The sequence below is a fragment of the Thalassospira sp. ABL2_045 genome (assembly GCF_056161285.1).
Genome location: NZ_JBSWYV010000024.1, coordinates 1 through 14,270, shown reverse-complemented (window position 1 = coordinate 14,270; position 14,270 = coordinate 1). Strand labels below are relative to the sequence as shown.

General features: G+C 54.9%; 10 protein-coding genes. 7 read left to right on the top strand and 3 right to left on the bottom strand.

Annotated features, from left to right (window positions below; all coding sequences use genetic code 11):
• Positions 1-152: 152 nt before the first annotated feature.
• Positions 153-713 carry a hypothetical protein gene (locus tag ACXAIA_RS20520; protein WP_475350994.1) on the bottom strand — a complete coding sequence of 187 codons (561 nt, stop codon included), beginning with the start codon at positions 711-713 and terminating at the stop codon, positions 153-155.
• A gap of 310 nt (positions 714-1,023) precedes the next feature.
• On the opposite strand from ACXAIA_RS20520, the gene glpK reads away from it, so the two are divergent.
• Positions 1,024-2,520: a glycerol kinase GlpK gene (gene glpK, locus ACXAIA_RS20515; RefSeq protein ID WP_475350993.1), complete on the top strand. Its 1,497-nt coding sequence runs from the start codon at positions 1,024-1,026 to the stop codon at positions 2,518-2,520.
• 191 nt (positions 2,521-2,711) lie between these two features.
• Positions 2,712-3,653: an AEC family transporter gene (locus ACXAIA_RS20510; RefSeq protein ID WP_475350992.1), complete on the top strand. Its 942-nt coding sequence runs from the start codon at positions 2,712-2,714 to the stop codon at positions 3,651-3,653.
• Here ACXAIA_RS20510 and ACXAIA_RS20505 read toward each other — a convergent pair.
• Positions 3,650-5,743: a bi-domain-containing oxidoreductase gene (locus ACXAIA_RS20505; RefSeq protein ID WP_475350991.1), complete on the bottom strand. Its 2,094-nt coding sequence runs from the start codon at positions 5,741-5,743 to the stop codon at positions 3,650-3,652. The genes ACXAIA_RS20510 and ACXAIA_RS20505 overlap by 4 nt on opposite strands.
• Before the next feature lie 369 nt (positions 5,744-6,112).
• On the opposite strand from ACXAIA_RS20505, the gene ACXAIA_RS20500 reads away from it, so the two are divergent.
• From ACXAIA_RS20500 to ACXAIA_RS20480, 5 genes are all read left to right on the top strand, one after another.
• Entirely contained in the window at positions 6,113-8,332 is a 2,220-nt protein-coding gene (locus tag ACXAIA_RS20500; RefSeq protein WP_475350990.1) for a glycosyltransferase, read from the top strand.
• Positions 8,333-8,536: 204 nt separating this feature from the next.
• Positions 8,537-9,433 carry a dihydrodipicolinate synthase family protein gene (locus tag ACXAIA_RS20495; protein WP_475350989.1) on the top strand — a complete coding sequence of 299 codons (897 nt, stop codon included), beginning with the start codon at positions 8,537-8,539 and terminating at the stop codon, positions 9,431-9,433.
• 170 nt (positions 9,434-9,603) lie between these two features.
• Positions 9,604-10,887 (top strand): NAD(P)/FAD-dependent oxidoreductase, encoded by a 1,284-nt coding sequence (locus tag ACXAIA_RS20490; protein ID WP_475350988.1) that lies wholly within the window; start codon positions 9,604-9,606, stop codon positions 10,885-10,887.
• A gap of 10 nt (positions 10,888-10,897) precedes the next feature.
• Positions 10,898-11,899: a 4-hydroxyproline epimerase gene (locus ACXAIA_RS20485; protein WP_475350987.1), complete on the top strand. Its 1,002-nt coding sequence runs from the start codon at positions 10,898-10,900 to the stop codon at positions 11,897-11,899.
• 210 nt (positions 11,900-12,109) lie between these two features.
• Positions 12,110-12,784 carry a GntR family transcriptional regulator gene (locus tag ACXAIA_RS20480; RefSeq protein WP_475345386.1) on the top strand — a complete coding sequence of 225 codons (675 nt, stop codon included), beginning with the start codon at positions 12,110-12,112 and terminating at the stop codon, positions 12,782-12,784.
• Between the two features lie 82 nt (positions 12,785-12,866).
• Here the strand turns inward: ACXAIA_RS20480 and ACXAIA_RS20475 are convergent, their stop codons facing one another.
• A complete protein-coding gene (locus ACXAIA_RS20475; RefSeq protein WP_475350986.1) occupies positions 12,867-13,937 on the bottom strand; it encodes a proline racemase family protein in 1,071 nt (356 codons plus the stop codon).
• Between the last annotated feature and the right edge of the window lie 333 nt (positions 13,938-14,270).

Sequence of the window (14,270 nt, the reverse complement as noted above, 5' to 3'; positions counted from 1 at the left end):
GATCCGGGAGCCTGCGTATACGCAGGCTCCCAAATGAAAAGAGGCACGAACATCATACCAAATGTTCGTGCCTCTCAATGTATAAGGGCGCTGCATATCGCAGCGCCCTTTTTGTATTCAAACCAGGCAAGCCTGCCATCGGACCTCAGGCCTTAAACCTCAAACAGGCCTTTCTTCCGTGCGCCGGATGCACCGGAAGCATCGCCATTTTCATCAGCGTTGCCAGTGATGGACTGTGAGGATCCGTTTGGCAGTTCAGACTGCAGCTCGGTAAAGACATCAAACATATTCGGATTGAACGCGATCTTTGCCTGCAAACGATCCCGACGTTCATCCGGGCTTTCATCACCGTCGGCGGATTTGCCAAGTTCGGCCTCGGCCAGCGTGTTGCCATTCAGGCGTTGTTCAATGGCATCGTTGATGGCTTTCTCAATCGCCTGACGATCCTCGGCATCCATTTCCGCCAAGCTTTCTTCATCCAGCCCCATGCTTTTTAGGATTTTGGCACGCATTTCTTCGATCTTGCGTTCCTCGATCTCTTTCACATAGGTCGTAAAGCCATGCTCGCGGATATAGGCCAGCTCGGCATTTTCTTCCTTCTTCTCTTCGGGAAGCGGGACGCTGTTTGATGAAATGGTCTGACGGAAACTGGCCGCACTTTTGGCACTTTGCGCAGTGTTGGTGACCGCAGCCAGGGTTTCATACAATCCCATTACAACCCTCCATGGGAAAAAGATGCCGGTTTAAAATTCACTCTCCCGTAATCGATGCAAATGACGTGCCGTAAACAATACGGCCAATTTTGCCGTCTTGTGGTCGCTGAAACCGGATTGGTTTTTCACGGCAAAACAGGATATTGACAGCGCAACACAGAAAAATTTTCGAAAACGAATTGTTTTTTACCGTAATTTTTTTCTAAATAGAGCGATAAAACCAATGGCCCTGTCGCTTGGTGGGGCGCAACGCATCAATGCATGCAGGGTCGGATCGCAGGAAAACTGCCGGCTCGGGAGGAAAACAAACATGTCAGAAACGCGCTATATCCTTGCCATTGATCAGGGAACGACAAGCTCACGCGCCATTGTCTTTGATGAAAACGGCCGTTCCGTATCTGTCGCTCAACAGGAATTTCCGCAACATTTCCCCAATAGTGGCTGGGTCGAACATGACCCGGAAGATTTGTGGAATACGGTTGTTGCCGTCTGCAAGGAGGCCTTGGCACGCGTTGATATCACCAAGGTCGCAGCCATTGGCATCACCAACCAGCGCGAAACCACGGTTGTCTGGGATCGCAAGACCGGCAAGGCGATCTATAACGCCATTGTCTGGCAGGACCGTCGGACAGCCGCCCTGTGTCATGATCTTAAAAAACGCGATCCCAAGCTTGAAGAAGCCGTCAACGCCAAGTCGGGCCTTCTGATCGATCCCTATTTCTCCGCAACCAAGGTTGCCTGGATCCTTGATCATGTGTCGGGCGCACGTGCACGGGCCGATCAGGGTGATCTGGCGTTTGGTACGGTGGACAGCTTCCTGTTGTGGCGCCTGACCGGCGGCAAATCACATGCAACCGATGCTACCAATGCGGCGCGTACAAACCTTTTCAATATTCGTGAAAACGCCTGGGATGACGAACTTTGCAAAATCTTCCGCGTGCCGCGCAACATGTTGCCGGACGTCAAGGATTGCGCGGCTGATTTCGGCGTGACTGATGCCGATCTGTTTGGCGCTGAAATCCCGGTTATGGGCATGGCGGGCGATCAGCAAGCCGCGGCCTTTGGCCAATGCTGCTTTGAGCCGGGCGATATCAAAAGCACCTATGGCACCGGCTGTTTCGTTATCCTCAATACCGGCGATGAGGCTGTGACATCCAAGCATCGTCTTCTCACCACGGTCGGCTATCGCATCAATGGCAAAACAAGCTACGCCATCGAAGGTGCGATCTTTGTCGCCGGGGCGGCTGTGCAGTGGCTGCGTGACGGGCTTGGTATTATCAAGTCTGCGGCTGAAACCGAAGGACTGGCAAAGTCGCTTGATGATAATCACGGTGTGTATCTGGTCCCGGCCTTTACCGGACTTGGCGCGCCGTACTGGGATCCGGATGCACGTGGGGCGATCTTTGGTCTGACGCGCGATACCGGCCCGCGCGAGTTTGTCCGCGCCGCCCTTGAAAGCGTTTGTTATCAGACCTTTGATCTGTTCGAGGCCATGGCAGCCGATGGCGTTTCGCCAAAAGCCGTGCGAGTTGATGGCGGCATGGTTGCCAATGACTGGATGTGTCAGACGCTTTCGGATGTTCTGGGCATTTCCGTTGAACGCCCGGAAGTCACCGAAACCACGGCGTTGGGTGCTGCCTACTTTGCCGGGTTGCAGGCCGGTATTTACCGCGATCTCGATCATATTGCCGAGAAATGGCACCTTGATGCCAGCTTCGAGCCCGATATCGAACCGGGCCGCCGCAAGGGATTGCTTGATGGCTGGAAAGACGCGGTCAAACGTGTCCAGACAAACCCGTCTGATTGACCCAAGTGACTGATACGCATGGCAGCCTTGCCGATCGTTTTGCGGTGTGGGGCTGGTAAGTCAGTAAAATGATTTGTACTATCCAAGGACAGCGTCAATGATGCTGTCCTTTCTTTTTGCGTGATCGACGCGGTTTTCCCGATCTGTTGCGCAGTGCTGTGCATCCTTGCCCAATGGCGCCTGGGGGAAACATGCTTGATCTGATCGTCGGAAAAGTTGGACCTGTCTTTTTGACGATCCTGTGTGGTTTCTTGCTTACCCATATCAAGATCATCAAGCGTGAAGGCATTCCGTTCCTGGCCAAAATCGCCATGAATGCCTTTATCCCGGCGATGCTGTTTCAGACCCTGTCACAATCCGACATCAGTGCGCATTTCGATTTGCGCCTGTGGGGCAGTTATTATTCCGGCGTTTTGCTCAACTTCGCACTGGTATTTACAGCCGCACGCATCTGGCTGAGCGCCAAGGCAGATGAAGCCGCGATTACCGCCATGGGCGGGGTGTTTTCCAACATCGTTCTTCTGGGCATTCCGCTTGTACAGGCGGTGTATGGCGAAGAGGGGCTTGTACCGCTTCTGATCGTTCTTTCGATCCATCCGGTGACCCTGATGGGCATGACGATCATGATTGTTGAGGGCAGTCGCGGTGGCGATAGCCATTGGCTGCCCAAGGTGGTTCGCAGTATTGCCCGCGTGGCAAGAAATCCGATCATTGCGGCGATTGTACTGGGCGTTCTGGCGTCGCTATTTGAAATCCGCATGCCCGAAATGGTTGATGGCACGCTTGAGCGGTTCCGTACCGCAGGCCCGACCATTGCGCTTTTGCTGGTCGGGGCCGGGCTTTACGGGCAGTCGGTGCGCGGTAACCTCAGTGCCAGCTTGCTCTGCACCACGGCCAAGATGTTTGTGCAGCCGCTTCTGGTTTTCTCGGTCGGGCATTTCATTTTTGATTTGCCGCCGCTGTGGCTGATGATCGTTACACTGGTCGCGGCCCTGCCAAGTGGGGCCAATGTCGCGATTGTCGCGGGCAGCTATAATGTCTGTATCGACCGTTCATCGACCACGATCTTGCTGACCACGATCATCAGCATGCTGACCTTGCCACTTCTGATCCTCTATGCCGGGCCGCATTAATCAGGTGCGAGATCGCGCATTGTGGTTGCCGCCTTCAGAATACCTGCCATCACATCAATTTCAGCTTCGATCTGCGGCGTCAGGGCAGGCGGCTCTCCGGCCATAACGGCACGCACAAAGCTATCAATCGCTGCGGCCTGACCTTTATCCTGCGTGAACCAGTGACGCATAATGGTTCGGCCATTGATCCGAAGCTTCTTCCAATCAAACAGCGTTGCGGTGAAGTTCGGCGCATCAATTTCCAGAACTTCTTTCGGTCCGCGTCGGTCGCCAAGCAGGTAACTAATTTCTCCAATCGATCCGTCGGCAAACCGCATGTGCCAGATGCTGTTGCCGGCCTTGCGGTCCATCCCGTGACAGGTGAGTTCGACCAGTTCGCTGTCGACCAGGCTGATGATCAGATCAATAAAATGACTGATCTCGCCAATCGTGCGTCCACCCTGATCAGATTGATGCAGCCAGTGATCGGCCGGAAGGGGCTGGATCCTTACCCGATAACGGAAATATTTGACGCCCGGTGGGAGTGCTCCGCGCAGTTTTACAGCCATCGGCGCATACCGCCGATTATGCCCGACCATAAAGATGTGCCGCTGCGAGGTAAGAACCGCTTCGCCTAGTAACTCAAGACCTGCTTGATCAACCGCCAGCGGCTTTTCCATCCAGACATGCTTGCCAGCGGCGATCGCTTTGGCGGCCAACTCGGCATGGTTGTCATGGCGTGTGGCAATGATAACGCTGTTTATATCCGGATCCGCAAGCAGCGCGTCGGCCCCGCCACACATGCGTAATCCATCGACCTTTTTGGCGAGCGCAACTGCCGCCAATCCGCTTTGCGAACAGCATGAAGCAATCTCGACCTCAGGCTGCTTTTGCAGCAAGGGTACCAAATTGCCGCCGAGATAATTGCCCACGCCGATCAGGCCGATCCGGACAGGGTTACTGGCCTGCGTCGCTTTTGGCTTCGACGGAGCAGGGGGCGTTTCGGGCACATCCTTTGTTTTTCGGTATCGTACCAGTGTTGCCAGTTGCGCGGGATCAGGCCCCTTCGCAAAATGATCCGCGATATCCTCAAAGGCAATCTCGGATGTAATAAGAAGGGTTGGGTCAAGCCGTCCGTCCGCCATCAGATCAAGAGCGGCCTGCATGTTGCGCTTGATCGTCCAGCGTACATGTCCCAGCGGATAATCTTCTCCGCGTTCCTCATAATTGGGATCATAACGCCCGGGCCCGTAAGAGCGAACCTGACGAATGGTGAGTTCCTTTTCATACAGCGCCTTGCGCGCACCATTCGGGGCGACATCCCCGACACAAACGATTGTCCCCCGATCCCGACACAGCCAAGCCGCATCGTCGATCAAGCGATGATTGCCCTTGCCCGACGCACAAATATAGACACTGTCAAAGCTGTTATTTGGTACCGCACGCACGGTGGAAAAAAACTGAATGCGCTTGTTTCTCGCAGCAAGATCTCGTCGCGTCGGGTCGGGCTCGATCACCGTCACCAAGGCACCCGCGGCAACTGCGGTTTCAGCAACCAACTGACCAATCAGCCCCGCACCGATAACCGCAACCCGATCACCAATCGACGTCTCGCCCTGTCGGAGTGCATGCAGGGCCAGAGCATAAAGTGTCGCAAACACAGCATGTTGATCGGGCAGCGCATCGGGCACCGGGCAGGCAAGATTGACAGAAACCCGGTTCCACTCTGCATGATTGGCATGTCCGATCCCGGCAATGGCAACGCGTTGACCGGCTTTGAGGTCAGAAACATTGGTGCCCGTAACCTCAACGCGCCCCATCGCGCAATATCCCATCGGCATCGGCTGCCCAAGGCGATGATCGACACGTGTTAGCGTGCGGCTCAATCCCTCAGATTTCAGATGACGCAGGGTAAGCGCAACCAGATCCGGCCGCTGCCAAGCCTTTTGTAAAAGGTTGGCACGGGCTTCACGGGCTTGGGTGAATTCTGTTCCCGGGCTGATGACGGAGTAATGCGTTTTGACAAGGACGGCATTCTTGCCCGGTTCCAGAACGGGGCACGCGGTGAGCGCAAGCTTCCGTTCACCGGGGAAACGCAACAAGGCCTTCATCTCCGTCATCATCGCCCTCAATGCCAATGGGTTGAAAAGGGTGCGGATGATTAAATCATATGTGGTGCCGCTCGGTCGACGCGATATTGTCAATGATGATTGACGTGCGCGCCCTGCGCGTTTAGCAAGGTGACAGACTTCAATTTGGAACCGCCCATCATGCAACAGACTGTCCCGGCCCGGCATTGGCGCGATACAATGCTTGGTATTGCCGCCATTTTGTTTGGCATTTCGGCACCATTATTCTTCTTTGGTCGGGCAGCTCTCGGGATCGGACTTGGTCTGTCACTGATTTGTGCGGTTGTGTCTGCTGATCACGGCGAAGCCTGGCGCAAAATGCGTCGCGATATCGCAACGCCGATTGGTGGATTGATTGTTGCCACCCTGATTGTGTTTCTGATTTCCGCGATCTTCTCCGTCGTACCGGAAAAGTCATTGGGCACTTGGTGTGGGCGTTTCGCGATGCTTGCGGGCATCTGGTATCTGATGCGTCTGGTCGAACCGAAGTGGAAGCTCGCTTGGGATGCGTGTGTTTATGCGACCTGGATACTGGTCGCATATTGCCTCGTTGCGATCTTGGTTCAGCCAGAGATTTTATCCCTAAAAGCCCTGCGGGAGCCTGATTTCCGGTTCGACATTACACGGCGCCTGAAGCCTGTCGGCAGCTTCCTGATCTTCGGGGCAATGATTCTGGTTTTCGATGCAATTGATCGCAAGAATGTATTGAGGTTTATCTCACTAGGCGTTGCGCTCGCAATTTTGCCAATTCTTGAGGTTTCCCATGGCAGGGCAAACGTTGCTGCCATGCTGGCAGCGTGTGGTGCGATTGGGTTTTGTGCGACCTTTCTCATTCGATCGCGATTGGTCCAGGCGGGGATCGCAGCAGCGATTATCGGTTTGGTGATTGCGTCGCTGTCCTGGCTCGGTGATGTGACAGGGAATATGTCTGATCTGCGAGGGTTCGAGCCCTATCTTCCAATGTGGTTGGTTGATGTCCATCGGCAAATGATCTGGCAGTTCACGTTCAGTCACGTGTTTGACCATGCTTTCATTGGATATGGGATCAACGCAGCGCCCTGGGTGCCAGGTGCAAATGAACTTGCCGGCAGTTCTACGCAGTCGGTTTTGCCCGGGCACCCACATAGCTGGTTTATGGAAATCTGGCTGGAGACTGGCATTGCGGGACTGGTCGTCGTCGTTCCGCTTGTTTTGATAATTGGCCTGACAGGATTCAAAGACGTACGCCACAATGGAATTGCCGCGGCTGGTTTGACGCTCATGATGATGGCTGCCTACTGGTTTGCGGGTCTGTTTAACTACTCCTTCTGGACGTCTTGGTGGTTCGGTGTGTTGATGCTGGCATTTGCGTTGGCGTTTATGAGGCGAGAGAGAGTTCTTGCGAAGAACGCTAGCCCGAAACGCCGAAAGACCATGATTGTTTGCGGAGAAGATTGGTCGTTTATCTCACATCGTATCGGTCTAGGCCGGGCTGCCTTGGTGCGTGGAGATGAGGTTGTTGTGGCCTGCAATACGGGAGCCGCAGCCGAAGAACTTCGCAAGGAAGGCTTTCGTGTCGTGCACATTCCATTTGCACGCGGTGTCCTAAGCCCGATCAAATCGCTTAAAACCATCAAGGCGCTCGCTTGCCTGATCAGGCGTGAAAATCCCGATGTCATCGTGAATGTGGCGATCCAGTGTGTCGTTCTGTCATCCTTTGCCAGCTTGCTGGTGGGGGCAAAGCGTTCGGTCAATATGGTTACGGGCCTCGGATTCCTGTTTGTATCAGACGGTGCAAAGACCAAGATTGTCCGAAAGGTCGTTTCCCTCTTGATGCGTTTTTATGCGCTGTGTCCCTCGATCCGAGTGATCGTGCAAAATGCTGATGATTATGCGTTGATGCGGAACTTGGGCTTTAAGGAGAAGCGTTTGGCGCTGATCCGTGGGTCGGGCGTTGATACCTCCGCATTCAGTCCGGCGAGTAAAGCAGGCGAAGAAAAGGCTCAGCCCAAAACCGCAATCTTTGTTGCACGGATGCTGTGGTCGAAGGGGTTGGGCGAGTTGGTCGAAGCCGCCCGAATATTGAAATCGCGAGATCGCAATTACCGCATTGTGCTTGTCGGTGACGCAGACCCGGCTAATCCGGATAGCGCGAGCGAGCGTGATCTGCGTGCTTGGCAATCGGAAGGCCTGGTTGAGTGGCTCGGCAAACGCTCGGATGTGGCAGCGCTTTTGCGCGATGCTGATTTGGCAGTCCTGCCGTCCTGGCGGGAAGGATTACCGAAATCATTGCTCGAAGCGGCTGCCGGCGGGCTTGCCATGGTAGCAACCGATGTGCCGGGCTGCCGCGAGATTGTCCATCACGGCGAGAACGGTCTTCTTGTTCCGTTGCGTGATAGCGCGGCACTGGCAAATGCCATCGAAGAGCTGATGGAGGATGACGCGCGGCGTGATGGGTATGGCAAGGCCGCCCGTGCACTTGTTGAACGCGAACTTTGCGATAGCGTCATCATCGCCAAGACCCTCGCTTTCGTGACAAGCGATGAGGGTATGGAGGAAAAACCAACTGCAACAGTGACTGCGCCAGCGTGAACCTGTTTGCTCTGTGCCGCAAAATCCATTGCATTGAAAGGGTCCGGTTTCGGGCCCTTTTTCTTTTGGTCAATAAACCCGTTGCATCGCCATTTTTAATTTTGTATACAATATACATGAATTGAAGGCGGCCCGCGATAATCCGGGCGTTCAGGCTAAAGGGCGCGGTCGTCTCACCGCGCCATATCAGGAGGTTACTTTTCCATGCAGGTAAACTGGACTGGCGTTTTCCCCGCCGTTGCCACCCAGATGAATGAAGATGGGTCGATTGATTTCGACATGACGGCCAAACAGATCGAGGATCTGATCATCGCCGGTGTTGATGGCTTGGTCATGCTGGGCTCGGTTGGTGAAAACACTGCCCTTGATCCCGAAGAAAAAATCGCTGTCCTCAAACTCGCGGTCGAAGTTACCAAGGGCCGTATCCCGGTCCTGTCCGGTGTGGCTGAAAGCTCCACCCGTGCAGCCATCCGCTATGTACAGGAATGCGAAAAGCTTGGCGCCGATGGCCTGATGCTTCTGCCGGGCATGGTATACACCGCCGATCCGCGCGAAAATATCGAACATTTCCGCACGGTTGCCGGCGCGACCAAGCTGCCGATCATGATCTATAACAACCCGGGCGCCTATCGTATCGACATCAAGCCCGATGAGTTCAATCAGCTTGCGGATGTCGAAAACCTTGTCGCGATCAAGGAAAGCTCGGGCGACCCGCGCCGCATCACCGACATCTACAATGCCTGCGGGGATCGTTTCGTGCTGTTCTGTGGCATGGACGACCTTGTCATGGAAACCCAGGTGCTGGGGGCTGTTGGCTGGATTTCCGGTTTCACTGATGCCTTCCCGAAAGAATCGGTAGCCCTCTGGAAATTGCTGTCCGAAGGCAAATACACCGAAGCGCTTAAAATCTATCGCTGGTTCACCCCGGTTCTGCACATGGATGTGCACGCCAAACTGGTGCAATATATCAAGCTGGCCCAGGAAATGACCGGTGTTGGCAAACCGCATGTCCGTGCACCGCGTTTGCCGCTGGTGGGTGAAGAACTTGAAACCATCAAGGCCACCATCCAGAAGGCTATCGATACCCGCCCGTCACTCTAAAATGACGCGTGTCAGCGATCTGGGAGCACGTTTTGTGAAACCATGATTGCACTGGCATCGTATTTGATGGAACAGTAAGCTCCTCCGTGAAGATCGCGGGGGAGTTTACTGCGATCTGACAGAGAGTTACCGAAAGCCACCAGCCCACCCCTCACAGGCGAGATCCCGACATGACGCAGTCCAAAACCCCAAACCCGTCCCCACACACCAATGGGCAGAAGGCCGTTGTCATCGGGGCTGGCATTGTGGGGGTGAATGTCGCGCTCGCCCTGCAGGACAAGGGGTATAATGTGACGATCCTCGATCGCGGAGAACCTGGGATGGAGGCGTCCTTTGGCAACGCCGGCGGCATCGCGGTCAGTAAATGCGCCCCGATTGCCATGCCTGGCACCCTGATGAATGTCCCGGGCTGGCTGATGGATCCTCTGGGGCCGCTTTCCGTGCGCTGGTCCTATTTGCCCAAAATGCTGCCCTGGTTGATGCGGTTTGTCGCGGCGAGTTCCAAAAGCCGGGTCGAACAGATCGCAAGCGAAGTGGCCGTTTTGCTCAACCGTGCCTGGGAGGATTATGATCCGGTAATTGCCAAAACCGGCCTTTCCGATGCGGTCCGTAAAAAGGAAGGGGCGATTGCGGTTTATCGCTCAGATGCGTCGAGGCGTGCTGCGGAGTACGAGATTGATCTCAACCGGCGCAATGGCATTAAGATCCGCGATTTGACCAAGGATGAAATTCTAGATCTGGAGCCGGGGATCGCGCCGATCTTTTCTTGCGGTATCATGGACGAAGATTGGGGCAGGGTGCTTGACCCCTATAAGATCGTCATGGGGATTTATCAGCACTTTCTTGATCGCGGGGGTAAGTTTGAAACCGCTGATGTCACCGATTTTGTCTATCGGGATGGCAAGCCGCGTGCGGCCATGACCGGCGGTGGGGATCAGATCACCTTTGATACAGTGGTCGTGGCCTGTGGGGCCTGGTCGAAAACATTGGCCAAGCGTCTGGGTTCGCCGGTGCCGCTTGATACCGAGCGCGGCTACAATACAACCGTTCCTTACCATGATGCTGAACTGTCGCGCATGTTGATCTGTGCCGATGACGGATTTGTTCTTACTCCGATGGAAGATGGTATTCGTGTCGGCGGTGCGGTGGAGCTGGGCGGTCTGATCGCAGCCCCGAATTACGACCGTGCCAAGGCCCTGTTTGCCAAGGGCAAGGAAATCTTGCCCAAACTCAACGGCGAAGGTGGCAAAGAATGGATGGGCTTCAGGCCCTCCATGCCGGATTCAAAGCCGGTTATTTCCAAAAGCCCGCGTCACAGCAATACCTTCTTTGCCTTTGGCCATGGTCACCTTGGCCTGACCATGGCGGCGACGACCGGGCGTCTGATTTCTGATCTTGTTGCCGGCGCGCCAACCCCGGTCGACATGACGCCGTATCGCATCAATCGTTTTTAAGGCCCCATCCATGGCAAAAAGCAGTTTCTTTTGTGTCGACGGTCATACCTGCGGCAACCCGGTGCGCCTTGTTGCTGGCGGTGGTCCCAAGCTTGATGGTGCGACCATGCTTGAAAAACGGGCGCACTTTCTGGCCGAGTATGACTGGATCCGCACCGGTTTGATGTTTGAGCCGCGCGGGCATGACGTCATGTCGGGCTCGATCCTCTATGACCCGACTTCGGATGACTATGACGTCGCGGTGCTGTTTATCGAAACATCCGGCTGCCTGCCGATGTGCGGTCATGGCACGATCGGGACTGTAACCATGGCGATCGAAGAGGGGCTGGTAAAACCCAAAACGCCGGGCATTCTGCGTCTTGAAACGCCAGCCGGGCTTGTGATTGCCGAATATAATCAGGTCGGCGATTACGTTGAATCGGTCAAGCTCACCAACGTCCCGTCCTTCCTGTATAAAACCGATATCGAAGTCGATTGCCCCGACATTGGCCCGATCAAGGTCGATGTCGCCTATGGCGGCAATTTCTATGCAATTGTCGAGCCGCAGGAAAACTATCGCGACATGGCCGATTTCTCCGCGGGCGATCTGCAACGCATCAGCCCTGAACTTCGCCGTCGTCTGAACGATCAGAACGAATTTGTTCATCCGCTCTATTCCGATATCAAGGGCCTGTCGCATATCCAGTGGACCGGCAAGCCGACCCAGCCTGACAGCACCCATCGAAACGCGGTGTTCTACGGTGACAAGGGCATTGATCGCTCCCCATGTGGTACCGGCTCATCGGCACGGCTTGCGCAACTGGTCGCCAAGGGCCAATGGGACCCCCAACGTGAACTTGTTCACGAAAGCATCATCGGCTCCCAATTCCGCGTCTCCGTGGTCGAGAAAACAAAGGTCGGTGATTTTGATGCCGTCGTGCCTGGCATTGAAGGCTGGGCGCGAAAGCACGGATATAACACCATTTTCATCGATGATCGTGATCCCTACGCACATGGCTTTATTGTCAAATAGGGCAGGCGGCAGACATTGGATCAAGGGGGCGTCATGCCCCCTTTGTCGTATATCGAAGAAGTGTGGGGGATTTTACAGTATGCAATTGTATTGCGACTTGGCAGTCCCGTCGCTATGAATAGCAAAACTGACAAATTCTGTCGGGCTAATGTAATGTTCGACTGACCGGCATGCCATGTATCGTCGGGGTAACACAATAAAAGAGCTGAAATGACCGCAACACCGCGATTTACCCGCCGCACCATCACCGATCAGGTCACCGAAGATCTTCGCACACGTATTCTGACCGGTGATTTTCCTGCCGGTCATCAATTGCGACAGGATGCCATCGCGGGTGAATATAACGTATCGCGCATTCCGGTCCGCGAAGCCCTGCAGCGCCTTGATGCCGAAGGGCTCGTTTCCTTCCAGCCACACAAAGGCGCCATTGTCTCGCAGCTCTCGCTTGATGAGATCGAGGAACTGTTTGAGGTCCGCAAGCTGCTGGAATGTGATCTTCTGCGTCATGCGGTCCCGCGCCTGACCCCGGCCGACCTTAAATCGGTCGAAGACATCCTGATGGTCTATGACGAAGCGTTCCGCTCAGGCGATGTTGCCAAGTGGGGGGAGCTCAATCGTGAATTCCATGATCGCCTGTATCGTGCCTCGGGCCGTCCCAAGACGCTTGAGATTGTGCGCATGATCGGCAACAACACCGTGCGCTTTACCCAGGCGCAGCTGGCCCTGTCCGGCGCAACCGACCGGGCCGAACGCGAACATCATCAGATTTTTGAGGCCTGCAAGGCCGGCAATGTCGAAGAAGCCGTCGAGTTGCTTGGTAACCATATTCAAAGCTCGGCCGACAGCCTGATGGAATGCCTGCGCAAGGCGCGTGAAGAGGCATAAGGCCCCGAATAACGATCCAAGGGATGCTGTTTGTATCCCTTTGCATCCTTGGTTTGGTTTCCAAGGCATTCTATTAGCGGACTTAGCCAACAATAAAGCCGCGCCCGACCACGTCATCCTCCTCATACCAGAAACTGGCCTTGCCACTGTAATGCGCCTTGCCGGTGACAGAGGCCGTGATGGCCGCATATGGCCCACAGTTGGTTGTTGCTTCGACCGATCCTTCAAAGCGTGCCCCAATCACACTATCAAACAGCCGGACCTGACCCGGTGCGATCAATCCCTTGGCGTGTTGAATGGCAAGCCTTGCACTGACCCCGGATCCGGTCGGGCTGCGATCAACCTGGTTTTTGGCAAACACACATATATTACGTGTCGGGGACGGCTCATACGCATCGCGCCCATCGGTCAGGATCGCCCCATATAAAAAGGCCAGATCATCGTGATCGGGATGGGATAGCGTGACACTATTGTTCACCGCTTGGCATATTTCATCGGAAAGGCGGATCAGGGCCGGGACATTTTCCGGCGTAATCGCGATATCAAATTGCCCGGCATCAAGAACGGCATAAAACGCCCCACCATATCCGATGTCGGTTTGAAACGATGTTCCGTCAGTAAGCTTTAAGGATAGCTCGCTGGCAAACATGCAGGATGGCACTGATGAAAACCGAACCTTGCCGGTTTTGTCATCACTGACCTCGACCTCGGCGCGCACCATCCCGCAAGGGCATTCAATATTAACCGTCGTGATCGGTGCGACGGCTTTAACGAGGCCATAATCAATCGCATAACGACCAAGGGCCAGAATCGCATGGCCGCACATGGTCGAATAGCCTTCATTATGAATAAATAGGACCGCAAGGTCGGCACCGGGCTGGCTGGGCTTAACAAGGATCGCCCCATACATGTCGTAATGACCGCGCGGCTCGAACATCAAAAAGCGGCGCAAATGATCAAGCTGGTCACGGGCATAGCGGCGCTTGGCGAGGATATCTTTACCGGGAATGTCGGGGTAACCGGATGTAATGATGCGCAGCGGCTCGCCGCCGGTATGCATGTCGATCACCTCGATCGGGGTTGAGGGGCCGGGGTAATACGCCTTCATTTCCGAACCATGTTGCGATGTATGGGGCGTTTTATTGTCGGGCATGGGCTTTGATCCGGATTATTTGCTGCTTTTGGCGCGGGTGATTCTGTGGTGGCTTGAATTGTGCGCGAACATCTTATCGGCATTATCGCGTAGAGCAATCCGATGCGGCCCTGATTTTCGGGTTTTGGGGCCCTTGCAGGTCATAAAAGTGAAACCTATATATGGTTTCGCGCAAAAATTTTGCGTAACGACATTTCTGTCATTTTTTTGCAAAAAGGTGTTTGACAGTTTTGGGAGTGGGGCCTATAACCCGCCTCCACCGACGGGGTGCGGCGCTAACGAATGCGGCGACGCGGAACGGCGGTTTGGGGCTTCGGCCTTTGAGTTCTTTGA